We start from the raw sequence: 23,814 nt of genomic DNA on the forward strand, positions 1-23,814 counted from the left end.
GCTCAACGTGCGGCTGGACGCACGCTCGGCGCGAAGAAATAGGGGCTAGCTGAACATTCCGGTCACGCCGGCTTCGGTTTGAGCCATCGCCTGACCGGCCTCGCTGATTGTGTTCGCCAGGTTCTGCAGCGCTTCGTTGAGTTCCGTCGCGGTGCGATCCCAACGGTTCTGCACAGCCTGGTAGGCCTCCGAGCCGGCCCCGGTCCACGCTGCCATCAGCGTCGTCAGCGAACCCCGGCCCTCGTCGAGCAGACCGTGGGTGGTCTGGACGGCCGCCTGAAGGTCACTGGCGCCGGCTTCGATGCCGGCGAAGTTCCACAGCTGTTCGCTCATAGCCTTAGATGCTACGAGGCCCGCAGTGGTGGTCAGGACACTTTTTTGGCCCGATCAACCGGACTCTTCGGCGGGCGACGAGGAGACTTCGAAACGCTTCAGATAGCGGCCGATGAACTCCTGGACCGCGTCGTGGCCGCGTTCGATGCCGAGGCTTTGCTCGAGCAGCATGATGCGGGCGAGGCTGGTCAGGATCATCGACATCACCACGGGTGGGAACTTCTGCATGTCGACACCATGGGCGCGCATGGCCTGCGTCAGCGCGGCGGTCTCCATCTCCCCGTACCGTTCGGCGTACGCCGCGATCTCACTGCGAATTGCCTTGCGGTGGTTGGCCAATGCCATGAACTCGAGCAACAGTTGGGCGCCCTGCGTGCTGTTGAGCCGCCACAGCGTGTGCAGCGGGTCGTCGCCGGCCAATGCCTGGAGCTGACGCTGCAGGGTGCTCTCCGCGCCGGCCCGCAAAGTGGCCACGAACAGATCGTCCATGCTCGGGAAGTAGTAGTGCACCAACGCCGGCCGGACACCGGCCTTGGCAGCCACCCGGCGTGACGTCGCGGCGGCGTAGCCCTCTTCGATCATGAGCTCGGCCGTCGCTCGGATCAGCGCACGGCGGGTCTGCGAATCGCGAGCGCCAACCCTTGACCTATCGCCGGAGGGGCTGCTAGACATGGGCTCAGCCTAGTAATTGGGCGATCGCCCAAACAAGGGACGGGGAGCAGGCGTTATGACGATCGCCAACGAGACGGACGTCTACTACGACCCCTACGACGTCGACATCGTCGCCGACCCTTACCCGGTCTATGCGCGGCTGCGTGAAGAAGCGCCGATCTACTACAACGAGCGCTACGACTTCTGGGCACTCTCCCGCTACGCCGACGTCGAAAAGGCGCTTGCCAACTGGGAGACCTTTTCCAACAGCCGAGGCGACATCCTCGAACTCATCCAGTCCGATTTCGACATGCCGCCCGGCGTCATGATGTTCCAAGACCCGCCCGTGCACACGATGCTGCGCGGCCTGATGTCGCGGGTCTTCACGCCGCGGCGGATGGCCGCCATCGAAGACCAGATCCGCCGATTCTGTCAGCGCTGCCTTGACCCGCTGGTCGGCACGGACGGGTTCGACATCATCGCCGAGCTGGCCGCGATGATGCCGATGCGGGTGATCGGCATGCTCCTGGGCATCCCGGAAGACGAGCAAATCAGCGTACGTGACGCCAACGACGCAAACCTGCGGACCAAGGCCGGCGCGCCGATGAAGGTCGTCGACCCTGACAAGATCGCCGACGGGCGCATCTACGCCGACTACATCGACTGGCGGGCCAAGAATCCGTCCGACGATCTGATGACCGCGCTGCTCAACGTCGAATTCACTGACGAGAACAGGGTGACGCGAAAGCTGACGCGTGACGAAGTGTTGCGCTACACCCAGGTGGTGGCGGGCGCCGGCAACGAGACGACCGGTCGCCTCATCGGCTGGCTGGCCAAGGTGTTCGCCGAGCACCCCGATCAGCGCCGCGACGTGTTGCACGATCGGTCATTGCTGAATCGGTCGGTTGACGAGACGCTGCGCTTCGAGCCGACCGGCCCGCACGTCGCACGTTGGATGGCAACCGATTTCGAGTGCTACGGCACCACGATACCGGCCGGAAGCGCGATGCTGCTGCTGTTCGGCGCGGCCAACCGCGACCCTCGCCGCTTCACCGACCCGGACACGTTCAACATCCACCGCAACGACGGCTCGCATCTGACGTTCGGCAAGGGTTTGCACTATTGCCTCGGCGCAAACCTGGCGCGCCTGGAAGGCCGGGTCGCGCTCGACGAGTTGCTCAACCGCTGGCCCGAGTGGGACATCGATTACGAGACCGCGCAGCTGGCGCCGACCTCGACGGTCCGCGGCTGGGAGCGATTGCGCATCGTATTGCCCTGAGGTCAGGGCGAATTCACGCCGCTCCGATGGCAGCATATCGTGGTCGGTGGGAGGCGTGAACGGCTCGGGCGCGAGCGGACGCAGCATCGTAGAAGCCTAAGCGGCGATTGCGGTCAGCTTGGCGCGGGTGTCGTCGTCGAGCTCGATGTCCGCGACGGCCAGGTTCTCCTCCAGGTGTTGGACGGAGGACGTGCCCGGGATCAGCACTACGTTAGGCGCCACACTCAATGTCCATGCAAGGACGATCTGGGGCGCGGTATAGCGGAGTTGCGTGGCGATGCGTTGCACCAGATCGTTGCCCAGCACCGGATTCGGTTGTACGAAAGCCGATCCCAAGGGGAAGAACGGCACGAACGCGATCCCGCGGGCAGTGCACTCATCCAGGACAGCGGCCGAAGAGCGATCGATGAGGTTGAAGGCGTTTTGGACACACACGATATCGGTGCGCTCCAAGGCGTGTAGTAGATGCGCAAGTTTGATCTCACTAAGGCCGATTCCGCCGATTAGTCCCTCGTCACGGGCCTCGATCATCACCGAAAGCTGATCGTCGAAGCGTTGATCCGGCTCGTCACTGTCAATCAGGCGCAGGTTGACGGCGGCCAGCTGGTCAACGCCGAGGGTCTGCAAGTTCGCCTCGATGTCGCGCCGCAAATCGGCGGGATCCTCCAGCGGCAACCATCCCCCGCTGTCATCGCGGCGAGCACCTACCTTGCTCACCAGTGCCAGATTCGCTGGATATGGAAAGAGCGCCTCGCGGATCAGTTCGTTGGCGACATCCGGACCGTAGAACTGCGCGGTGTCGATGTGGTCGACGCCGAGTTCGACGGCGCGCCGCAATACAGCCAACGCCTGTTCGCGGTCCCGGGGCGGCCCTAACACCCCGGGGCCAGGCAGCTGCATCGCTCCGAAGCCAACGCGACGCACCGAAAAGCGACCAATCGGAAACGAATCCATCCGTTATGGATATCAAAGTCGTCCTCGTTCGGTCACGGTGCACTTCTCGCTGGCATCGACCGAGGGCTAGCGTCGGGTTCATGGAAACCTTTCACGCGCTGATGGCGCGCAAGGACGGGGATCGGATCACCACCGCGGTCGAAACGCTGAGCGCCGCCGATCTGCCACCGGGTGACGTGACCATTCGAGTGCTCTATTCCAGTGTCAACTTCAAAGATGCGCTGGCACTGACGCCCGGCGGCGGCGTGGTTCGCGACTATCCGGTGGTACCGGGGATTGATCTGGCCGGCGAGGTCGTCGAGTCTGGGTCACGCGAATTCGCGGTGGGCGATGCGGTGGTGGCCCACGGTTATCAAATCGGGACGGGCCATCACGGCGGCTACGCCGAATACGCCCGCCTGCCCGCCGATCAGGTGGTCAAGCTCGATGGGCTGAGTCCGTTCGAAGCAGCTGCGATCGGCACCGCGGGTTTCACCGCGGCGATGAGTGTGCAGGCGCTCATCGACTGGGGTGTGGCGACCGACGCCGGGCCGATCGTCGTGACTGGTGCCAGCGGCGGCGTCGGCACGGTCAGCGTGGACCTACTCGCCGGCGCCGGTTACCAGGTGGTGGCCTCCAGTGGTAAGCCGCAGGCTGCGGATCGCTTGAAAAGCTTTGGTGCGGCGGAGGTTATCGGGCGGCTGCCGGCGGATCCGGACGCCAAGCCGCGTCCGCTGACCAAGGCGCGCTGGGCCGCGGGCATCGACTGTGTGGGCGGTGCGACGCTGGCCGACGTGCTCAGCGCCGTCGACTACGGTGGTGCGGTGGCCTGCAGCGGACTGACCGGCGGCGCCGCCCTGCATACCACCGTGATGCCGTTCATCCTGCGTGGTGTGGCGTTGCTCGGGATGGACTCCGTACAAATGCCGATCGGCCCGCGCCGAAAATTGTGGGCTCGCCTTGATGATTCGCTGCGGCCACGGCATCTGGCTGAGATGACGACCGAGGTCGACGTCAAAGACGTGATCGACGTCATCGACCAGGTGCGTGCCGGCGCGTTCTCCGGCCGGGCAGTGGTGCGGGTGGCCAGCGGCTTCTGACGCCGTAACTTCGTCGAGTGTGTGGGTTATGGACGCGAACGAGCCAAATACCGTCCAAAGGCCCCACGCTCGACGACCTTGTGCCGCCACAAAAGAAAAAGTAATGTCACTTTCAGTTCTAGCGCGCCAACCGGGAGTTACCCATGGAATCCTTCGTTCACCTGCGCAAAGGCAAGACACCACGGCGCCTGCATGCCGATCTGGATGGCCTCAAGGACGATGAGCTGGGCCGCGGCGGGTTCACCGGCCGAACCGCCAACATGTACCGCCGCCATGACCCCACCGCTTATCGCGCTGTCGGACCCCTGCGCCCCCTCGATGTTCTGAGTAGCGAGCTCAAACCCAGCGATGCCACCGATGCCGACGGCGGGCCGCTGCTGATGTTCTCCAATCCCGACTGCCGTATCTCGCTGTCGCGCCGCAGCGAGGCGATGCCGTTTTACATCCGGCACGTCGACGGGGATCTGCTGTGCTTCGTGCATGCCGGCGCCGGTGAATTGCACACCGAGTTCGGGCCGCTGCGTTATCGCCAGGGCGACTGGGTGTATCTGCCGAAGGCCACCACCTGGCGCCAGCTGCCGGACAGCGAGACCACGTTGTTGATGATCGAGGCCACCGATGAGTTCCGGGTTCCACCGCCCGGCGCGCTGGGCCGGCACTTTCCGTTCGACCCGTCGCAGGCCACCATCCCCGAACCTGCGCCGGTTGACGATGACGGCCGCGACGAGTACGAGGTGCGGCTGGTGCATGAAGGCGGCCCGACAACGCTGTTCTATCAACACAATCCGCTCGATGTGGAAGGCTGGCGCGGTGACAACTTTGCGTTCACGTTCAACATCGACGACTACAACGTGGTCACTTCCAATAGCGTGCATCTGCCGCCCACCGTGCATCTGTTCATGCAGGCTACGGGCGTGTACGTGATGAACTTTCTGCCCAGGCCGGCCGAAGGCGTGCCGGGCACCGAGCGCACGCCGTGGTATCACCGCAACGTCGACTACGACGAGATCGCCTTCTTCCACGGCGGATCGCTCTATGGCATCCCGATGCCGCCAGGGCTGATTACCCATGCGCCGCAAGGGGTTCACCACGGCGCACCGGAAAAAGCCCGCGAACGCGCACGCCGCAAGTTCGACGAGTTCTCGAATGTGGACTGGCAGGTGATCGCCGTCGACACCCGCCGCCGCCTCACCCCGTCAGCAGAAGTGCTGGCGCACGACCTAGGACAACACTAGATGACGACCACAGCCATCAAGCACGAGTACGACCGGATCCCGTATCTGGTTGCGTTCCAGAATAATTCCGGGGTACGCGATGTCTACGGCGGCCTCGCCGAGCTGGTGGTACTCGAGAGTCACCTGCTCAAGCCGAAGAACAAGCCGTCCGACACGGTGCTGGTGTTCATGCATCCCATCGGCGGCGGAGCTTACTTACCGATGATGAACGGACTGGCCCGCGCCGGCCACCATGTCATTTACTGCAACAGCCGATTTCGTGGCACCGACTCGGCACTGCTGATGGAGAAGGTGGTCGAGGACCTCGGTGCGGCGGTCAGGGACGCCAAGGAGCGGCTGGGTTACCGCAAGGTGGTGCTGGCCGGCTGGAGCGGCGGCGGCTCGCTGTCGCTGTTCTATCAGCAGCAGGCCCAGCACGCGACCGTCAGGTCGAGCCCGTCGGGCGACGGCCCCGACCTGACCCAGCTGGATCTGCCCGCCGCCGACGGCATCATGCTGCTGGCCGCCCACATCAGCCGGCACGGCACGCTGACCGAATGGCTGGATGCGTCGATCCTGGACGAATCCGACCCGACCAAGCGCGATCCGGAGCTGGACCTCTACAACCCGGACAATCCCAATCAGCCGCCCTACACCGAGGAATTCCTGGCTCGCTACCGGCAAGCGCAGATCGACCGCAACCGGCGTATCACCGCGTGGGTGAAGGACAAACTCGCTGAGCTGAAGGAGGCCGGCCGCCCGAACGATGAATTCGCTTTCGTCGTGCACGGCACCATGGCCGACCCACGCTGGCTGGACCCGACGGTCGACCCGAACGAACGAACCCCGGGCACGTGTTATCTGGGTGATCCGCAGGTGGTGAACATGGGCCCGGTCGGGCTGGCGCGGTTTTGCACCTTGCGTAGCTGGCTGTCGCAATGGAGCTACGACGACGCCAACGGCGACGGTGTGAAATGTGGACGCGACATCGCCGTGCCTGCGTTGGTGATCGGCAACCTGGCCGACGACGCCTGCACGCCGAGCCACACCCGCCGGCTGTTCGAGGCGATCGGTCATCCGGACAAGGAGATGTACGAGATCCCCGGCGCCACACACTATTACGCTGGCCCTGACCAGCGTGACAAATTACGCCAGGCCGTCGATATCGTCACCGACTGGCTGGTCCGGCACGACTTCGCGGAGGCCGAGTGACCCCGACAGGCGCCCTCGACGGAATCCGGGTTTTGGAGCTGGGAACCCTGATCGCCGGGCCGTTCGCCGGCCGGTTGCTCGGCGACATGGGCGCCGAGGTCATCAAGATCGAACCACCCGGCAGCCCCGACCCGCTGCGCACCTGGGGTCAGGCCGAAGTCGACGGGCAGCACGTCTTCTGGACGGTGCACGCGCGCAACAAGAAGGTCGTCACGCTGGATCTGCGCCGGCCGGAGGGTCGCGAGCTGTTCCTCGAGCTCGTCGACAAGTCCGACATCGTGGTGGAGAACTTCCGGCCCGGCACCCTGGAGAAATGGAATCTGGGCTACGACGTCTTGCGGGAACGCAATCGCGGCATCATCCTGGTCCGGGTGTCCGGGTATGGACAGACCGGGCCGGATGCCCACAAAGCCGGATACGCCTCGGTGGCCGAAGCGGCCAGCGGCCTGCGTCATCTCAACGGCTTTCCGGGCGGCCCGCCGCCGAGGCTGGCGCTGTCGCTGGGTGACAGCCTGGCCGGCATGTTCGGCGCACAGGGCGCACTGGCCGCCCTCTACCGCCGAAGCGTCACTGGCGAAGGGCAGGTGGTCGACGTGGCGTTGACCGAATCCTGTTTGGCCATCCAGGAATCCACAATTCCCGACTACGACGTCGGTGGGATCATCCGGGGACCGTCGGGCACCCGGCTGGAAGGCATTGCACCGTCGAACATCTACCGCAGCGCCGACGGCACCTGGGTGGTGATCGCGGCCAATCAGGACAGCGTGTTCGCCCGGCTATGCCAGGCGATGGGCCGACCGGAGTTGGTCAGCGACGACCGGTTCGCCACCCACGGCGCCCGGGGCCACAACCAGGACGAGCTCGACAAGATCATCGGCGACTGGGCGGCACAACGCCAACCCGACGACATCATCGAAACCCTTTCTGCTGCAGGCGTTATCGCAGGGCCGATCAACACCGTGGCCGAGGTCGTCGCCGATCCGCAATTGCGGGCCCGCGGCATGATCGCCGAGCACTGGGACGAACGACTCGAAAGGGTCGTCTTGGGCCCGGGCATCGTGCCGGTGCTCTCCGAATCCCCCGGTGTCATCCGCAACGCCGGCCCGGCACGCCCCGGACAGCACAACGCCGAGGTCTACACCGGACTGCTCGGCAAAACCGCTGAGGAGCTTCAACAGCTGCGAGTCAAGGGGGCGCTATGACCCGACACGTGACCATCCGTGAGGTCGCCATGCGCGACGGGCTGCAGATCGAGCAGCCAATCCCGTTGTCTGCCAAGCTGGATCTGCTCGAGGCGATCGTTGCCACCGGAGTGCGCGAGGTCGAGGCCACCGCGTTCGTCTCCCCGTCCAAGGTGCCGTCGATGGCCGACGCCGCCGAGTTGGCCGCCGAACTCCACCGGTTCCCCGATGTCGAATTCTCCGCACTGGTAGCCAGCCCCAACGGGGCGAAACGGGCCGTCGCCGCCGGCCTGCGGGCCATCGAGTACGTGGTGTCGCCATCGGACGCGTTCAGCCACGCCAACGTCGGGCGGTCCAGCACGCAGGCCACCGCGCAGATCGGTGAGATCGTCGCCATCGCCCACGACGGCGGCGTCGTCGTCGAGGTCATCATCGCCACCGCGTGGGATTGCCCGTTCGAGGGGCCTACTCCCCCGCAACGTGTCGTCGAGATCGTGTCCGCAGCACGGGAATACGGCGTCGACCGATTGTCGATCGCAGACACCATCGGCACCACCACCCCCGGTCGGGTCTCGTCGCTGATCGCGGAGTTGCGTCCGGCGATCGACGGCCTTGCGCTGGGTGGACATTTTCACAACACCCGCGGCGCCGGGTTGGCCAGCGCGTACGCCGCGGTCGGTGCCGGGGTGAGCAGGCTGGACTCATCGGTCGGCGGGCTCGGCGGATGCCCGTTCGCCCCCGGCGCCACCGGCAACATCGCCACCGAGGATCTGGTGTATCTGCTCACCGACAGCGGGATCACCGTCGACGTGGACCTGCAAAAGGCGATCGCCGCCGCCGAGGTTGCGCGAAGCGCGGTCGGCCATGACCTTCCCGGCGCGTTGCTTCGTGCCGGCGACCGGAAACGCGTTTGATGCCCACCGAGGCTTTGAGCGCCAAGGGCCGCCAGACCCGCCAGGCCATCGAGCAGGCGGCCCGCAAGCTTTTCGCCGAGCGCGGCTTCCACGGCACCACCCTGGCGGACATCACCTCTGCCGCCGGAAAGTCCTCGGCGGTGTTCTACCGGTATTTCACTGACAAAGAAGACCTCCTGGCCGCGCTGGCGGAATCGTTCTTGCACGATGTGGTCGCGCCTTCGGGATTGAGTGTCTCGTTGCCCGACTCACCCGACGACTCCGCGTTCTTCACGTCGGTGGTGACCGGCTACTGGAATATGTTCAAGCAGAACATCGGCATCATGATCGCGGTGGCGCAGCTGGCCGCTACCCAGCAACGATTTGCCGCTGTGCAGAACGAGTTTCGGCGCTTCGGCATGGAGATCGTTGCTGCGTCGGTGCGCCGCGCCCAGGAGCAGGGATATTCGCACGACCTTGATCCGATGCACACCGCGGCGGCGATCTCATTGCTCTTCGAGAACTTCACTACGGTATTCGTGGGCCCGTCGGGACTGGGTCTGGAAATGAGCGACGAGGATGCCATCGCCACCCTGTCGACAATCTGGAAGAAGACGCTCTACGGCGCTTGAGGAGAGGATCAGAAGTGGATTTCACGCTGCCCGACCATCTTCCGCGGCTGCTTGCCGAGATGGATGCCTTCATCGAGGCCGAGATCGCCCCGCTGCAAGCCGAGAACATGCAGTACTTCGACCATCGCCGCGAACATGCCCGCACCGACTGGGACAATGACGGCATCCCCACCCGCGAGTGGGAGGACCTACTTGCCGAAATGCGCCGGCGGGCCGACAAAGCCGGCTGGCTGAGGTACGGGTTGCCCTCCTCGCTGGGCGGCCGTGACGGCACCAACCTTGACATGGCCGTCATTCGGGAACATTTGGCACGCAAGGGCCTGGGATTACACAACGACCTGCAGAACGAATCGTCGATTGTCGGCAATTTCCCGCAGGTGATCATGATGGAGCGCTTCGGCACCGACGAGCAACGCCGGGAGTGGTCGGAGGCGCTGATCACCGGCGAACGCTCGATGGCCTTCGGTCTTACCGAGCCGTTGCACGGCTCGGACGCAACCTGGCTGGAAACCCACGCAAAACAAGACGGCGACGAGTGGGTGATCAACGGCTCCAAGCGGTTCAACACCGGAGTCCACCGCGCCACCCACGACTTGGTCTTCGCCCGCACATCCGGCGAGCCGGGCCAACCGCTGGGCATCACCGCGTTCCTGGTGCCCACCGATTCGCCGGGCTTCAACGTTCCGTACTACTGGTGGACGTTCAACATGCCCACCGATCACGGCGAGGTCGAACTCAAAGACGTCCGTGTGCCCGCCGATGCGGTGCTCGGTGAGGTAGATCGCGGCTTGGAGGTTGCGCAAACGTTCTTGCACGAGAACCGGATTCGTCAAGCGGCCAGCAGCCTGGGCGCGGCCCAGTACTGCATCGACCGGGCCGCGGAATACGCCGGCAAACGCACGGTGTTCGGCAAGCCGCTGTCGGTCAACCAGGCCGTGCAATGGCCGCTGGCCGAGCTGCAGACCGAAGCGCAGATGGTGCGGCTTCTGGTGCAGTACGCGGCGTGGCACTTGGACCGCAACCACCACATGGAGGTGTCCGACAAGGTGTCGATGGCCAACTATCGCGCCAACCGACTGGTCTGCGACGCCGCCGACCGGGCCATGCAGATCTACGGCGGTCTGGGCTATACCCGGCACGAGCAGTTCGAGCACATCTACCGCCACCACCGCCGTTACCGCATCACCGAAGGCGCCGAGGAAATCCAGATCCGCCGAGTGGCCCAGCGGCTGTTCAACTTCGGCAAGAAATGACACACGCCCATGTGTCGCCGGCGGCGCTGGCCGAGGTCGTTGGCAGCGCTGTCGGCGCCGAGGTCACGATCGAGAATCTGCGGGCGCTGACCGGCGGGGCCAGTCGCAGCACGTGGGCGTTCGACGCCATCACCCCCCAACAGAGCCGGTCACTGATTTTGCGCATCGGCCCGCCCGACGACGTGCATGCGCCGATGGAGCTCGAGGCGCGCGTGCAGGCCGCCGCCGCGGCGGCCGGGGCGCCCGTCCCCCATATCCTTGTTGCGTCCAATTCTACTGCCGCGCTTGGCAATCCATTTCTGATCTGCGACGAGGTCAAGGGCGAGACCATCGTCCGGCGTATCGAGCGAACGCTGGAAAAAGCGGGCGGGACCGCGCCGCGCGAGCGCCTGCTGCAGCAATGCGCGCAGGCGCTGGCCGCCATCCATCGCGCGGATGTGCACGACGACGACCTGCAGCCGCAGGACCAACTCGTGCTGTGGCGCGAGCGGCTGGACGCCATGGGTGACACCACCGCCACCTTCGAGTGGGCGTTTCGCTGGCTGGCCGCGCATCGGCCCGCGCCGTCGGCAAACAAGTTGGTCCACGGCGATTACCGGATGGGCAACCTCATCGTCGATGGATCGGAGTTGGCAGCCGTGCTCGACTGGGAACTGGTGCACGTGGGCGAGGTTTACGAGGACCTGGCCTGGTTCTGTATCCGGGCTTGGCGCTTCGGCGCACCGCCCAGCCGCGCCGCCGGCGGGCTCGGCAGCATCGACAGCTTCCTGAATGCCTATGAGCAAGCCGCGCAGACTACGGTCGACCGAGTGGCGTTCCACTGGTGGCTGGTGCTGGCCACGCTGCGCTGGGGTGTGATCTGCCGATTCCAGGCGGAGCGGCATCTGAGCGGTAACGCCAGGTCGGTGGAGCTGGCGACGATCGGCCGGCGGGTGTGTGAAACGGAATGGGACTTGCTCACCCTGCTGGACGGCCATCGATGACCGGCATCTACGGACGCCCGACGGCCGCGGAGTTGGTCGCGGCCGCCGCCGAATTCCTGGAAACCGATGTCCGGGAAGCCACCAGCGGTCAGGTCAATTTTCACGCCCGGGTGGCCGCCAACGCGCTGCGCATGGTCGAGCGGGAACTGCTCGACACCGGCCCCAGCGCGGCACGCGCCGCGCTGGCCGACCTGGGCTATGACACCGAAGCCGAGCTGGCTGCCGCAATCCGCGCCGGACAGCTCGACGACCGCGCCAAGCACCTCATGACCTGTCTGCGCAAGCTGGTAGGCCAGCGGCTGGCGGTCGCACACCCCGGATACCAGCACAACGACGAGGACACTGCCCCATGACAGCCACCGACGTCAGCCCGAGGGTCATCAACGAACTGGCCGACCGGCTGTTCGCAGCAATCGAGCAAAGCGACGAGTCCACGCTCGATCAGCTCTTCAGCGACGACATCGCGGTGTGGCGGTCGGGCTCCCGCCGCGACGACGACAAACAACGGGCGTTGCGGGTGCTGCACTGGTTCATCGGCGTCACCACCGAGCGCCGCTACGAGATCCTGGACCGCCAGGTGTTCGGCGGCGGGTTCGTCCAGCAGCACGTCCTGCACGCCACCGGCCACAGCCAAGCCTCAATCGCCCTGCGGGTGTGCATCGTGATTAAGTTGGATGTCGGTGCCTCGAACCAGGCCCTGATCAGCCGTATCGACGAATATTTCGATCCCGCCGAGATCGCCCCGCTGATGAGCTAGCCGGACACGGAGACGCACGTGACCACTGTTGAAACACTGCTGAGCGACCCAGACACCGCCGGAGTGTGGAACCTCGTGCCCGAACGGTCGAGCTTCACCTTCAAGATCCGCAACTTCTGGGGCTTGCTCGCCGTCAAAGGCGAGTTCACCGAGGTCAGCGGTGATGCGCAGGTCACCGGCAAGGGCGCGGTCTTCGGACGCATCGACATCAAGGCCGCCTCCCTGCGGACCGGCATCAGCAAACGCGACGAGCACCTGCGCTCGGCGGATTTCTTCGACGTCGAGCGGTTCCCCGACATCAGCGTCGTCGTCACCGCCGTCGAGCCGACCAGCGGCAACGGCGCCGACCTGCGCGCGACATTCACCGTCAAGGGAATCACCGAGCCGCTGCCGCTGCCGGTCCAGATCACCGGGCTCGGCGACGGCTCGGTCCGCGTCAGCGCCAAGATCCAGGTCGACCGGTCCACGTTCAACCTGAACTGGAACCGGGTGGGCATGATCGCCCAGAAGGCGACCGCGGCGGCCGACGCCGTCTTCGTCCGGGCCGAATAACGCAGGCAGTAGCATCGGCAGCGTGCCTGCCACCAATGACACCCTGCGGATCCTTGTGTACAGCAACAACGCAAATACCCGCGCAGCGGTGATGCAGGCATTGGGCACCCAGCTGCATCCCGACCTGCCGCCGTTGAGCTACGTCGAAGTCGCCACCGGACCGATGGTGGTCCAGCGGGTGGACGCGGGCGGGATCGACCTGGCCATCCTGGACGGAGAGGCGACGCCGGAGGGCGGGATCGGCCTCGCCAAACAACTCAAGGACGAAGTCGCCCAGTGCCCGCCGATCGTGGTGCTCACTGGCCGCGCCGACGACGCCTGGCTGGCCAGCTGGTCGCGGGCCGAGGCGTCCGTCCCGCATCCGGTCGATCCCATTCGGCTGAGCCGCACGGTGGCCGGTGTACTGCGCGCACCTGCCGCCTAACGATCGCAATTACGGTAGCGCCGTGCGGGTTTCGCGGTGCGCCCGCCGCAGACATACCGCGTCGCCGGCCTGTGTTCGACCTCACAGCCCAACCCCTGAGCGAGGCCTCGCGCGCGCTCGCTAGGCTGTGTTTGACCTCACAACCAGTCAACGAAGACAACACCGAGGGAGCAGCGCCGCGGGATGAATCTCTACACCCCGATCCTGGTACTCGGCGGGATCGCCACCGCTTTCGCGGTGTTTTCGGTCTTCGTGGCGGTTGTCATCGGTCCGGCGCGGTACAACCGGGCAAAGCTGCAGGCGTACGAATGCGGGATCGAACCCGCCGACCAGCCCGCGAATGCCCCCCACGCCGGCAGCGGACAGCGGTTCCCGGTGAAGTATTACCTGACCGCGATGCTGTTCATCGTCTTCGACATCGAAATCGTGTTCCTGTATCCGTGGGCGGTGACTTACGACGCGCTGGGGGTGTTCGCGCTCGTCGAGATGCTCGTGTTCATGCTCACGGTGTTCGTCGCCTACGCGTACGTGTGGCGCCGCGGCGGCCTGACGTGGGATTGAGGTAAGACGTGGGCCTGGAAGAGAAACTGCCCAGCGGTTTCCTGCTGACCACCGTCGAAACATTGGCGGGGTACTTCCGCAAGAACTCGTTGTGGCCGGCGACGTTCGGATTAGCCTGCTGTGCCATCGAGATGATGTCGACGGCGTCCCCCCGCTTCGACATCGCACGCTTTGGGATGGAGAGGTTCTCGGCGACGCCGCGCCAAGCCGATCTGATGATCGTGGCCGGCCGCGTCAGCCAGAAGATGGCGCCCGTGCTGCGCCAGATCTACGACCAAATGGCAGAGCCCAAGTGGGTTCTGTCGATGGGCGTATGCGCCTCGTCGGGCGGCATGTTCAATAACTACGCGATCGTGCAGGGCGTAGACCACGTCGTTCCGGTGGACATTTATCTACCCGGCTGCCCGCCCCGCCCGGAGATGCTGCTGTACGCAATCCTCAAGCTGCACGAGAAAATTCAAGAAATGCCATTGGGTGTCAACCGGGAACGCGCCATCGCCGAGGCCGAACAGGCAGCGCTGGCGGCCAGGCCCACAATTGAAATGCGTGGGCTGTTGCGATGAGCTCAGCCGACCAGAATGAGCACATGACCGAAGAAGTGATCGCCGTCCGAAAGGGCATGTTCGGGATTTCCGACACCGGCGACACGTCGGGATACGGGCGGCTGGTGCGTCAGATCACGCTGCCCGGCAGTAGTCCCCGCCCCTACGGCGGCTATTTCGACGAGGTCGTCGATTTACTGGCCGAGAAGCTGGAAGCGGACGGCATCGAATTCGCCGACGCAATCGAGAAAGTTGTGGTCTACCGCAACGAGCTGACGCTGCATGTGCGTCGCGAGCGGCTGCTCGAAGTCGCCCAGCGGCTCCGTGACGAGCCGGAGCTTCGCTTCGAACTGTGCCTGGGGGTCAACGGGGTGCACTACCCCAACGAGACCGGCCGCGAACTGCATGCCGTGTATCCGCTCAAGTCGATCACCCACAACCGGCGCGTTCGCTTGGAAGTCGCTGCGCCAGATAGTGACCCGCACATCCCGTCGCTGTTTTCCATCTACCCCACCAATGACTGGCACGAGCGGGAAACCTACGACTTTTTCGGCATCATCTTCGACGGCCACCCCTCGCTGACCCGGATCGAGATGCCCGACGACTGGCACGGTCATCCGCAACGCAAGGATTACCCGCTCGGTGGCATCCCGGTCGAGTACAAGGGCGCGCAGATTCCCCCGCCCGACGAGCGGAGGGCCTACAACTGATGAGCCAAGCAGACGAAACGGTATTGATGGCCGGCGGCCAAGACTGGGAAGAGGTCGTCGAGGCAGTCCGCAACGGAGATCCCGGTGAGCGGATCGTCGTCAACATGGGCCCGCAACACCCCTCCACGCACGGCGTGCTGCGGCTGATCCTGGAGATCGAGGGCGAGACCGTCACAGATGCTCGGTGCGGAATCGGCTACCTGCACACCGGAATCGAGAAAAACCTCGAATACCGGTACTGGGCCCAGGGTGTCACCTTCGTGACCCGAATGGACTACCTGTCACCGTTTTTCAACGAGACCGCATTCTGCCTGGGTGTGGAGAAGCTGCTGGATATCACCGATCAGATTCCGGAGCGGGTCAATGTCATCCGGGTGATGATGATGGAGCTCAACCGGATCTCGTCGCACCTGGTTGCATTGGCCACCGGCGGCATGGAACTGGGCGCGATGACAGCGATGTTCTTGGGCTTCCGGGAACGCGAACTGGTGCTCAACCTGTTCGAGTACATCACCGGCTTGCGGATGAATCACGCGTACATCCGGCCCGGCGGACTCGCCCAAGACCTGCCGCCCGACACAGAAACCAAGATCGCCGAGTTCCTCAAGCTGATGAGCACTCGGCTCAACGACCTGGAGAACCTGCTCAACGAGAACTACATCTGGAAGGCCCGCACCCAGGGCATCGGCTATCTCGACCTTGCCGGCTGCATGGCGCTCGGCGTCACCGGACCGTGTCTGCGCTCGACCGGGTTGCCGTACGACCTGCGACGCGCCGAACCCTATTGCGGCTATGAGAACTATGAATTCGACGTGATCACTGATGACGGCTGTGATGCATACGGCCGCTACATGATTCGCGTCAAGGAGATGAGGGAGTCGCTGAAGATCGTCGAGCAGTGTCTGGACAAGTTGAAGCCAGGCCCGATCATGGTCGAGGACCGCAAGATCGCCTGGCCAGCCGATTTGAAAGTCGGCCCCGACGGGTTGGGGAACTCCCCGGAACACATCGCCAAGATCATGGGCACCTCGATGGAAGCGCTGATCCACCACTTCAAACTGGTCACCGAAGGCATCCGCGTTCCCGCCGGCCAGGTGTACGTCGCCATCGAATCCCCACGCGGCGAGCTGGGCGTGCATATGGTCAGCGATGGGGGCACCCGCCCGTATCGCGTGCATTACCGCGACCCGTCGTTCACCAATCTGCAAGCCGTCGCCGCGATGTGCGAGGGCGGGATGGTTGCCGACGTGATCGCCGCCGTCGCCAGCATCGATCCCGTCATGGGTGGGGTGGACCGGTGACCGGACCACAGGGCGAACCGATATTCCTGCGTCTCGGCCCGCCGCCCGAAGAACCCGGGCAGTTCGTCGTCGAGGGAGCACCGCAGTCGTATCCGCCAGAGGTCAAGGCGCGGCTGGAAGTCGACGCCAAGGAGATCATCGGCCGCTACCCCAACAAGCGCTCGGCGCTGCTGCCGTTGCTGCACCTGGTGCAGTCCGAAGACAGTTATCTGACCCCGGCCGGTCTTGAATTCTGCAGCGAGCAGCTGGGATTGACCGGCGCCGAGGTAGCGGCGGTGGCGAGCTTCTACAGCATGTATCGGCGTGGACCGACCGGCGATTACCTGGTCGGCGTGTGCACCAACACGCTGTGCGCGGTGATGGGCGGGGACGCCATCTTCGAGTCGCTGAAAGAACATTTGGGCATCGACAACGACCAGACCACCGAGGACGGCACGGTCACCCTGCAGCACGTCGAATGCAATGCCGCCTGCGATTACGCGCCCGTCGTGATGGTCAACTGGGAGTTCTTCGACAACCAAACTCCCGAATCGGCAAAGAAACTCGTCGACGGCTTGCGATCCGGCCAGCCGCCGAAGCCGACCCGCGGCGCTGAATTGTGCGTATTCCGGCAGACCGAACGGATTCTGGCCGGCTTCCCCGATCAGCGTCCCGACACCGGTCAGGGGGGTGCGGGCGCCGCAACACTGGCCGGTTTGCGGGTCGCGCGGGAACGCGACATGCAGGCCCCGCCGAACGACAACTCCGGGGACGGCGAGTGATGGCGTCTGTTACACCGCTGACACCGCTGACTCCGGTGCTGAGCCGCTATTGGGACGAGCCTGAGTCGTGGACGTTGGACACCTACCGCCGCTACGACGGTTATCGCGCGCTGCAGAAGGCTTTCGAGATGGGGCCCGACGCGGTGTTGCAGACCGTCAAGGATTCCGGCCTGCGCGGGCGCGGCGGCGCGGGTTTCTCGACCGGAACGAAATGGTCGTTTATCCCCCAGGGTGACGAGGGTCCGGCCGCCAAGCCGCATTACCTGGTCGTCAACGCCGACGAATCCGAGCCGGGCACGTGCAAGGACATGCCGCTGCTGTTGGCCACCCCGCACATCCTCATCGAAGGCATCATCATCGCCGCATATGCGATCCGGGCCAGCCACGCCTTTATTTACGTGCGGGGTGAGGTGCTGCCGGTGATCCGCCGACTGCACAACGCCGTCGCCGAGGCGTACGCGGCCGGCTTGTTGGGCCGCGATATCGCCGGCTCCGGCTACGACCTGGAGTTAGTGGTGCACGCCGGCGCCGGCGCCTACATCTGTGGTGAGGAGACGGCGCTGCTGGATTCGCTGGAGGGCCGCCGCGGTCAGCCCCGGCTGCGTCCGCCGTTCCCTGCGGTGTCCGGGTTGTATGCCTGCCCGACCGTGATCAACAACGTCGAAACCATCGCCAGTGTGCCGCCGATCATCCTCAACGGCGTCGATTGGTTTCGGACCATGGGCAGCGAGAAGTCGCCCGGTTTCACGCTGTACTCGCTGTCCGGGCACGTGACCCGGCCCGGCCAGTACGAGGCACCGCTGGGAATCACATTGCGCGAGTTGCTCGATTACGCCGGCGGGGTGCGAAAGGGGCATCGGCTGAAGTTCTGGACCCCGGGCGGGTCGTCGACGCCGATCCTCACCGAGGAGCACCTCGACATTCCGCTGGACTACGAGGGTGTGGCCGAGGCCGGCTCGATGCTGGGCACCAAGGCGCTGGAGATCTTCGACGAGACGACGTGCGTGGTGCGCGCGGTACGGCGCTGGTCGGAGTTCTACCGGCACGAGTCGTGCGGTAAATGCACGCCCTGCCGGGAGGGCACCTACTGGCTGGTCCCGATCTACGAGCGACTGGAAACCGGCCGGGGCACCCACGAGGACCTGGACACCTTGCTCGACATCGCGGACGTGCTGTACGGAAAGTCGTTCTGCGCGTTGGGCGACGGTGCGGCCATGCCGGTGCAGTCGTCGCTTCGGTACTTCCACGACGAGTACGTCGCCCACGTGGAGGGCGGCGGCTGTCCGTTCGATCCCCGCAAGTCCATGCTCACGGCGAACGGAGAGCAGCGCTCATGACCCAAGCCGAGACCGACAAGAGCGTCGCCGGCCAGGAGATGGTGACGTTGACCATCGACGGCAACGAGGTCATTGTTCCCAAGGGCACCTTGGTGATTCGCGCGGCCGAGTTGATCGGCATCGAGATTCCGCGGTTCTGCGAGCACCCGTTGCTTGACCCGGTGGGCGCGTGCCGGCAATGCATTGTCGAGATCGAGGGTCAGCGCAAGCCGATGACGTCGTGCACGGTGGCGGCCACCGACGGCATGGTGGTTCGCACCCAGTTGACGTCGGAGGTCGCCGACAAGGCGCAGCACCTGGTGATGGAACTGTTGTTGATCAACCATCCACTGGACTGCCCGATGTGCGACAAGGGCGGCGAATGCCCGCTGCAGAACCAGGCCATGTCGAACGGCCGGCCGGAGAGCCGCTTTCACGAAAGCAAACGGCATTTCGCTAAGCCGATCAACATCTCGTCGCAGGTGCTGCTGGATCGGGAGCGGTGCATCTCGTGCGTGCGCTGCACCCGGTTCTCCGAGCAGATCGCCGGCGACAAGTTCATCGACGTGCTCGAGCGCGGCGCGCAGCAGCAGATCGGCATTTACGGCGGCGAGCCCTTCCAGTCCTACTTCTCGGGCAACACCGTGCAGATCTGCCCGGTGGGTGCGTTGACCGGTACCGCCTACCGGTTCCGTGCCCGTCCGTATGACCTGGTGTCCAGCCCCAGCGTGTGTGAGCACTGTGCCTCCGGGTGCGCGCAGCGCACCGATCACCGCCGCGGCAAGGTGCTGCGCCGGCTGGCCGGCGATGACCCGGAAGTCAACGAGGAGTGGAACTGCGACAAGGGCCGGTGGGCGTTCACCTACGCCACCGAGGCCGACCGGATCACCACTCCGCTGATCCGCAATGCCGATGGCGAGCTGGTGACCGCCTCTTGGCCCCAGGCGTTGAACGCCGCGATCGACGGGTTGGCGGCCGCCCGCGGCCGCACCGGTGTTCTGGTCGGTGGCCGGATGACCTGGGAAGACGCCTACGCCTATGCCAAGTTCGCGCGAATCGCGTTGGACACCAACGACATCGACTTCCGCGCCCGGCCGCACTCCGAAGAGGAGACGCAGTTTTTGGCGGCCCGGGTCGCCGGGCGACCGGTAAGCGTCAGCTACTCCGATCTGGAGTCGGCGCCGGTCGTGCTGCTCGTCGGCTTCGAGCCCGAAGAAGAGTCGCCGATCGTGTTCCTGCGGCTGCGCAAGGCCGCCCGTAAGCACCGGCTGCCGGTCTATGCGGTCGCGCCGTTCGCCAGCCGCGGGCTGCAGCGGATGTCGGGCCGACTGCTGAAGACAGCGCCCGGCGGCGAGGCCGCGGCGCTGGACGGGTTGAGTGCCGAGGTTAGTGACCTGCTGCGCAAACCCGGCGCGGTGATCATGGTCGGCGAGCGACTGGCCACCGTCCCCGGTGGGCTGTCCGCGGCGACCCGGCTGGCCGACGCCACGGGCGCCTCGCTGGCCTGGGTGCCGCGTCGCGCCGGGGAGCGCGGTGCGCTGGAGGCCGGTGCGCTGGGCGCGCTGCTTCCCGGTGGCCGTCCGGTGTCCGACGAGGGTGCGCGCGCCGAGATGTGCGCGGCATGGAATGTCACCGAATTGCCCAGCGGCACTGGGCGTGACACCGACGGCATTCTGGCCGCGGCCGCTGACGGGACCCTTGGCGCGCTGCTGGTCGGCGGTGTTGAGCCGGGCGATCTCGCCGACCCGGACGCGGCACTGGCCGCGCTGGATGCCGTCGAATTCGTCGTCAGCCTCGAACTGCGACACAGTGCGGTCACCCAGCGCGCGGACGTCGTGTTTCCGATCGCTCCGGCAGCGGAGAAGTCGGGTTGCTACGTCAACTGGGAGGGCCGCTATCGCCCCTTCGAAGCCGCGTTGCAGGCAGCCGCCACACCGGATCTGCGGGTGCTCGACACGCTGGCCGACGAGATGGGCATCGACCTCGGCCTGCCCACTGTCGAGGCCGCCCGCGACGAGCTGAGCCAGCTCGGGATTTGGAACGGTGACCGGGGCCCCGGGCCGAACGTGGCGGCCGGCGAGCCTGCGCAACCGGGCTCCGGTGAGGCAGTTTTGGCCGGCTGGCGGATGCTGCTCGACGCGGGCCGCATGCAAGACGGCGAACCGCATCTGGCCGGTACCGCGCGGAAACCGGTGGTGCGCTTGTCCGCCGATACGGCTTCGGAAATCGGTGCCGCCGACGGCGATGCCGTCACCGTCAGCACATCGCGCGGTGCGATCACCTTGCCGCTGGCTGTGACCGACATGCCCGACCGGGTGGTGTGGTTGCCGCTGAACTCCGCTGGCTCGGCGGTGCACCAACAGCTCGGCGTCAACGTCGGAGCGGTCGTCTCCATCGGGGTGAGCAAATGACTCTGACCGGCTTCGGGCAAGACACCTGGTGGCTGATCGTGGGCAAGTGCATCGCGGTCTTCGTGTTTCTGGTGCTCACGGTTCTGGTAGCGATCTTGGCCGAACGTAAGTTGTTGGGTCGCATGCAAATGCGCTGGGGCCCCAACCGGGTGGGTCCGCGGGGATACCTGCAGAGCCTGGCCGACGGGATCAAGCTGGCCCTCAAAGAGGGCATACTGCCCAAGGGCATCGACCGCCCGGTGTATCTGATGGCGCCGGCGATATCGACCATTCCGGCGATCACCGCTTTCGCGTTCATCCCGTTCGGCCCGCAGGTGAGCGTGTTCGGTCATCGAACCCAGCTGCAAGTGACCGATCTGCCGGTCGCCGTACTTTTCATCCTCGCGTTGTCGTCAATCGGCGTCTACGGCATCGTGCTGGCCGGTTGGTCCTCGGGCTCGACCTACCCGCTGCTCGGCGGAGTACGCTCCACCGCCCAGGTCATCTCCTACGAGGTGGCGATGGGTCTGTCGTTCGCGACGGTCTTCCTCTACGCCGGAACGATGTCGACATCGAAGATCGTGGACGCCCAGGACCGGGTCTGGTTCGCGTTTTTGCTGCTGCCGTCGTTTATCGTCTACCTGGTCTCGATGGTGGGCGAAACCAACCGGGCCCCATTCGATTTGCCGGAGGCCGAGGGCGAACTGGTCGCCGGTTTCCACACCGAGTACTCGTCGCTGAAGTTCGCGATGTTCTACCTCGCCGAGTACATCAACATGACGACCGTGTCGGCGTTGGCCGCGACGCTGTTCTTCGGCGGTTGGCATGCGCCGTGGCCGCTGAACATGTGGAGCGGCGCCAACAGCGGCTGGTGGCCGCTGTTGTGGTTCACCGCCAAGGTGTGGACCTTCCTGTTCATCTACTTCTGGCTGCGCGCCACGCTGCCGCGGCTGCGTTACGACCAGTTCATGGCCCTGGGCTGGAAGACCCTGATACCCGTGTCTCTGGTGTGGGTGATGATCGCCGCGGTCATCCGCACGCTGCGCAACAACGGACTGGAGCACTGGACCGGGGTGCTGGCGATCGCCAGCGCCCTGGTCGCCCTGGGCCTGCTGCTGTACATGCGAAGGCCGTTGTCCGGGCTGGAAACTCGCGAGATCGAACGCAAACAGCGTAAGCCGCTGGAGGAAATAATCAGCGCTGAACCGCGATTCCCCACGCCTCCGCTGCCGGGCGAGGTACCGATCAAGGAGGGCGCACGTGGCACCTAAGTTCCTGGAATCCATCGCCGGGTTCGGAGTGACCTTCGGCACGATGTTCAAACGGCCCATCACCGAGGAGTATCCCGAGAAGCCCGGCCCGGTGGCGCCGCGGTACCACGGTCGCCATCAGCTGAACCGGTACCCGGACGGTCTGGAGAAGTGCATCGGTTGCGAGCTGTGCGCCTGGGCCTGCCCGGCAGACGCCATCTACGTCGAGGGCGCGGACAACACCGAAGAGGAACGGTATTCGCCCGGTGAACGCTACGGGCGGGTGTACCAGATCAACTATCTGCGCTGCATCGGGTGCGGCCTGTGCGTCGAAGCGTGCCCCACGCGGGCGTTGACGATGACCAATGTGTACGAGCTGGCCGACGACAACCGCGCCGACCTGATCTACGAGAAAGACCGGCTGCTGGCCCCGCTGGAGCCCGGCATGGAGCCCCCGCCGCATCCACGCGCGCCGGGTTGCACCGACGCGGATTACTACCGCGGCAACGTGAAACCGACCGCCAAGGCGGGCCAATGACCACCCTGCTTGCTGCGGACATGCTGACCCGGACGTCCACCGGCGAGGCCGTGGCGTTCTGGGTGTTGGGTGCGCTGGCCCTGATCGGCGCGCTGGGAGTCGTGATGGCCGCCAACGCGGTGTATTCCGCGATGTTCTTGGCGATGACGATGATCATCTTGGCGGTGTTCTACATGGCACAAGACGCGCTGTTCCTCGGTGTGGTGCAGGTTGTGGTGTACACCGGCGCGGTGATGATGCTGTTCTTGTTCGTGTTGATGCTCATCGGCGTGGATTCCGCAGAGTCACTGGTGGAAACGATTCGCGGACAGCGGGTCGCCGCCGTCATCGCCGGGGCCGGGTTCGGTGTCTTGCTGATCGCGGGCATCGGCAGTTTCGCCGCGGGCGGCTTCACCGGGCTGACCCACGCCAACTCCCACGGCAACGTCGAAGGCTTGGCGAAGCTGATCTTCTCGCGCTACCTGTGGGCGTTCGAATTGACCAGCGCCCTGCTGATCACGGCTGCGGTCGGAGCCATGGTGCTGGCCCACCGCGAGCGGTTCGCACGGCGAAAGTCCCAACGCGAGTTGTCGATCGAGCGGTTCCGCGTCGGCGGATACCCGACGCCATTGCCTGAACCGGGCGTTTACGCCCGCCACAACGCAGTCGACATGGCCGCGCGGCTGCCCGACGGCTCGTACTCGAAACTGTCGGTGCCGCCGGTGCTGCAACCGCGCACCCCTAACGGGTCCGAGAACGGAAATACATGAACCCTCAAAATTACTTGTATCTTTCGGCGCTGCTGTTCACCATCGGGGCGGCAGGTGTGCTGTTGCGGCGCAATGCGATTGTGATGTTCATGTGCGTCGAACTGATGCTCAACGCGGTCAACTTGGCCTTCGTGACCTTCGCCCGGATGCACGGACGCCTCGACGGGCAAATGGTCGCATTTTTCACCATGGTGGTCGCCGCCTGCGAGGTAGTTGTCGGGCTGGCCATCATCATGACGATTTTCCGCGCCCGCAAGTCGGCCTCGGTCGACGAAGCCAACCTGCTCAAGGGCTGAAAC

The 23,814-nt window shown here is 65.2% G+C and carries 27 protein-coding genes and 1 pseudogene; 24 read left to right on the forward strand and 4 right to left on the reverse strand.

The genetic code is table 11. The features are described from left to right. Positions 1-45: 45 nt before the first annotated feature. Together MSP7336_RS22650 and MSP7336_RS22655 are read right to left on the reverse strand one after the other, a co-directional pair. On the reverse strand, positions 46-333 hold the full coding sequence (locus tag MSP7336_RS22650; protein WP_069397937.1) for a WXG100 family type VII secretion target: 288 nt from the start codon (positions 331-333) through the stop codon (positions 46-48). A gap of 54 nt (positions 334-387) precedes the next feature. Beyond that, the gene (locus MSP7336_RS22655; protein ID WP_113964668.1) at positions 388-1,005 is read right to left on the reverse strand and encodes a TetR/AcrR family transcriptional regulator; all 618 of its coding nucleotides are present in this window, start codon (positions 1,003-1,005) and stop codon (positions 388-390) included. Positions 1,006-1,060: 55 nt separating this feature from the next. Between MSP7336_RS22655 and MSP7336_RS22660 the strand changes: the two genes are divergently transcribed. Continuing rightward, positions 1,061-2,263 (forward strand): cytochrome P450, encoded by a 1,203-nt coding sequence (locus MSP7336_RS22660; protein WP_113964669.1) that lies wholly within the window; start codon positions 1,061-1,063, stop codon positions 2,261-2,263. Here MSP7336_RS22660 and MSP7336_RS24370 read toward each other — a convergent pair. Next, a pseudogene (locus tag MSP7336_RS24370) lies at positions 2,264-2,350 on the reverse strand (pyridoxamine 5'-phosphate oxidase family protein); the annotation flags it as partial. Between the two features lie 9 nt (positions 2,351-2,359). Further along, positions 2,360-3,217 (reverse strand): oxidoreductase, encoded by an 858-nt coding sequence (locus tag MSP7336_RS22670; RefSeq protein ID WP_113964670.1) that lies wholly within the window; start codon positions 3,215-3,217, stop codon positions 2,360-2,362. Between the two features lie 80 nt (positions 3,218-3,297). Between MSP7336_RS22670 and MSP7336_RS22675 the strand changes: the two genes are divergently transcribed. The 23 genes from MSP7336_RS22675 (at position 3,298) to nuoK (ending at position 23,811) form a co-directional block, all read left to right on the forward strand. Then, positions 3,298-4,296 carry an acrylyl-CoA reductase family protein gene (locus tag MSP7336_RS22675; protein ID WP_113964671.1) on the forward strand — a complete coding sequence of 333 codons (999 nt, stop codon included), beginning with the start codon at positions 3,298-3,300 and terminating at the stop codon, positions 4,294-4,296. A gap of 143 nt (positions 4,297-4,439) precedes the next feature. Continuing rightward, positions 4,440-5,531, forward strand: a complete 1,092-nt coding sequence (locus tag MSP7336_RS22680) for a homogentisate 1,2-dioxygenase (protein WP_069397942.1) — start codon at positions 4,440-4,442, stop codon at positions 5,529-5,531. Positions 5,532-5,546: 15 nt separating this feature from the next. Next, positions 5,547-6,722 carry an alpha/beta hydrolase gene (locus tag MSP7336_RS22685; RefSeq protein ID WP_181787024.1) on the forward strand — a complete coding sequence of 392 codons (1,176 nt, stop codon included), beginning with the start codon at positions 5,547-5,549 and terminating at the stop codon, positions 6,720-6,722. Next, the gene (locus tag MSP7336_RS22690; protein ID WP_113964672.1) at positions 6,719-7,924 is read left to right on the forward strand and encodes a CaiB/BaiF CoA transferase family protein; all 1,206 of its coding nucleotides are present in this window, start codon (positions 6,719-6,721) and stop codon (positions 7,922-7,924) included. The genes MSP7336_RS22685 and MSP7336_RS22690 overlap by 4 nt, the downstream gene beginning before the upstream one ends. After that, on the forward strand, positions 7,921-8,817 hold the full coding sequence (locus MSP7336_RS22695; protein WP_113964673.1) for a hydroxymethylglutaryl-CoA lyase: 897 nt from the start codon (positions 7,921-7,923) through the stop codon (positions 8,815-8,817). Before MSP7336_RS22690 ends, MSP7336_RS22695 begins: the two co-directional genes overlap by 4 nt. Continuing rightward, entirely contained in the window at positions 8,817-9,428 is a 612-nt protein-coding gene (locus MSP7336_RS22700) for a TetR/AcrR family transcriptional regulator (protein ID WP_069397946.1), read from the forward strand. The genes MSP7336_RS22695 and MSP7336_RS22700 overlap by 1 nt, the downstream gene beginning before the upstream one ends. Positions 9,429-9,442: 14 nt before the next feature. After that, positions 9,443-10,681 carry an acyl-CoA dehydrogenase family protein gene (locus MSP7336_RS22705; protein ID WP_069397947.1) on the forward strand — a complete coding sequence of 413 codons (1,239 nt, stop codon included), beginning with the start codon at positions 9,443-9,445 and terminating at the stop codon, positions 10,679-10,681. Beyond that, positions 10,678-11,664: a phosphotransferase family protein gene (locus MSP7336_RS22710; protein WP_113964674.1), complete on the forward strand. Its 987-nt coding sequence runs from the start codon at positions 10,678-10,680 to the stop codon at positions 11,662-11,664. Before MSP7336_RS22705 ends, MSP7336_RS22710 begins: the two co-directional genes overlap by 4 nt. Next, complete coding sequence (locus MSP7336_RS22715; protein ID WP_113964675.1) at positions 11,661-12,017, forward strand: DUF6285 domain-containing protein; 357 nt, start codon at positions 11,661-11,663, stop codon at positions 12,015-12,017. The genes MSP7336_RS22710 and MSP7336_RS22715 overlap by 4 nt, the downstream gene beginning before the upstream one ends. Next, positions 12,014-12,421 (forward strand): nuclear transport factor 2 family protein, encoded by a 408-nt coding sequence (locus MSP7336_RS22720; protein ID WP_069397950.1) that lies wholly within the window; start codon positions 12,014-12,016, stop codon positions 12,419-12,421. The genes MSP7336_RS22715 and MSP7336_RS22720 overlap by 4 nt, the downstream gene beginning before the upstream one ends. Positions 12,422-12,439: 18 nt before the next feature. Next, positions 12,440-12,973: a YceI family protein gene (locus tag MSP7336_RS22725; RefSeq protein ID WP_069397951.1), complete on the forward strand. Its 534-nt coding sequence runs from the start codon at positions 12,440-12,442 to the stop codon at positions 12,971-12,973. Between the two features lie 22 nt (positions 12,974-12,995). Continuing rightward, positions 12,996-13,397, forward strand: a complete 402-nt coding sequence (locus tag MSP7336_RS22730; protein WP_069397952.1) for an Rv3143 family two-component system response regulator — start codon at positions 12,996-12,998, stop codon at positions 13,395-13,397. Between the two features lie 183 nt (positions 13,398-13,580). Then, on the forward strand, positions 13,581-13,958 hold the full coding sequence (locus MSP7336_RS22735) for an NADH-quinone oxidoreductase subunit A (protein WP_069396507.1): 378 nt from the start codon (positions 13,581-13,583) through the stop codon (positions 13,956-13,958). Between the two features lie 8 nt (positions 13,959-13,966). Next, positions 13,967-14,521, forward strand: coding sequence for a NuoB/complex I 20 kDa subunit family protein (locus MSP7336_RS22740; RefSeq protein WP_069396508.1), 555 nt, complete (start codon positions 13,967-13,969; stop codon positions 14,519-14,521). Continuing rightward, complete coding sequence (locus MSP7336_RS22745; RefSeq protein ID WP_069396509.1) at positions 14,518-15,210, forward strand: NADH-quinone oxidoreductase subunit C; 693 nt, start codon at positions 14,518-14,520, stop codon at positions 15,208-15,210. The genes MSP7336_RS22740 and MSP7336_RS22745 overlap by 4 nt, the downstream gene beginning before the upstream one ends. Next, entirely contained in the window at positions 15,210-16,511 is a 1,302-nt protein-coding gene (gene nuoD, locus MSP7336_RS22750; protein ID WP_069396510.1) for an NADH dehydrogenase (quinone) subunit D, read from the forward strand. The genes MSP7336_RS22745 and nuoD overlap by 1 nt, the downstream gene beginning before the upstream one ends. Beyond that, complete coding sequence (nuoE, locus tag MSP7336_RS22755; protein ID WP_113964676.1) at positions 16,508-17,272, forward strand: NADH-quinone oxidoreductase subunit NuoE; 765 nt, start codon at positions 16,508-16,510, stop codon at positions 17,270-17,272. Before nuoD ends, nuoE begins: the two co-directional genes overlap by 4 nt. Continuing rightward, a complete protein-coding gene (nuoF, locus tag MSP7336_RS22760) occupies positions 17,272-18,609 on the forward strand; it encodes an NADH-quinone oxidoreductase subunit NuoF (RefSeq protein WP_069396512.1) in 1,338 nt (445 codons plus the stop codon). Before nuoE ends, nuoF begins: the two co-directional genes overlap by 1 nt. Beyond that, positions 18,606-20,999: an NADH-quinone oxidoreductase subunit G gene (locus tag MSP7336_RS22765; protein WP_113964677.1), complete on the forward strand. Its 2,394-nt coding sequence runs from the start codon at positions 18,606-18,608 to the stop codon at positions 20,997-20,999. The genes nuoF and MSP7336_RS22765 overlap by 4 nt, the downstream gene beginning before the upstream one ends. Positions 21,000-21,001: 2 nt before the next feature. Next, complete coding sequence (gene nuoH / locus MSP7336_RS22770; RefSeq protein ID WP_113965214.1) at positions 21,002-22,249, forward strand: NADH-quinone oxidoreductase subunit NuoH; 1,248 nt, start codon at positions 21,002-21,004, stop codon at positions 22,247-22,249. Further along, positions 22,239-22,766, forward strand: a complete 528-nt coding sequence (gene nuoI / locus MSP7336_RS22775) for an NADH-quinone oxidoreductase subunit NuoI (RefSeq protein WP_084226483.1) — start codon at positions 22,239-22,241, stop codon at positions 22,764-22,766. The genes nuoH and nuoI overlap by 11 nt, the downstream gene beginning before the upstream one ends. Continuing rightward, entirely contained in the window at positions 22,763-23,515 is a 753-nt protein-coding gene (locus MSP7336_RS22780) for an NADH-quinone oxidoreductase subunit J (RefSeq protein ID WP_113964679.1), read from the forward strand. The genes nuoI and MSP7336_RS22780 overlap by 4 nt, the downstream gene beginning before the upstream one ends. Continuing rightward, entirely contained in the window at positions 23,512-23,811 is a 300-nt protein-coding gene (gene nuoK / locus MSP7336_RS22785; RefSeq protein WP_069396516.1) for an NADH-quinone oxidoreductase subunit NuoK, read from the forward strand. Before MSP7336_RS22780 ends, nuoK begins: the two co-directional genes overlap by 4 nt. Positions 23,812-23,814: the final 3 nt, after the last annotated feature.

Source organism: Mycobacterium shimoidei (assembly GCF_900417275.1).
GTDB lineage: Bacteria > Actinomycetota > Actinomycetes > Mycobacteriales > Mycobacteriaceae > Mycobacterium > Mycobacterium shimoidei.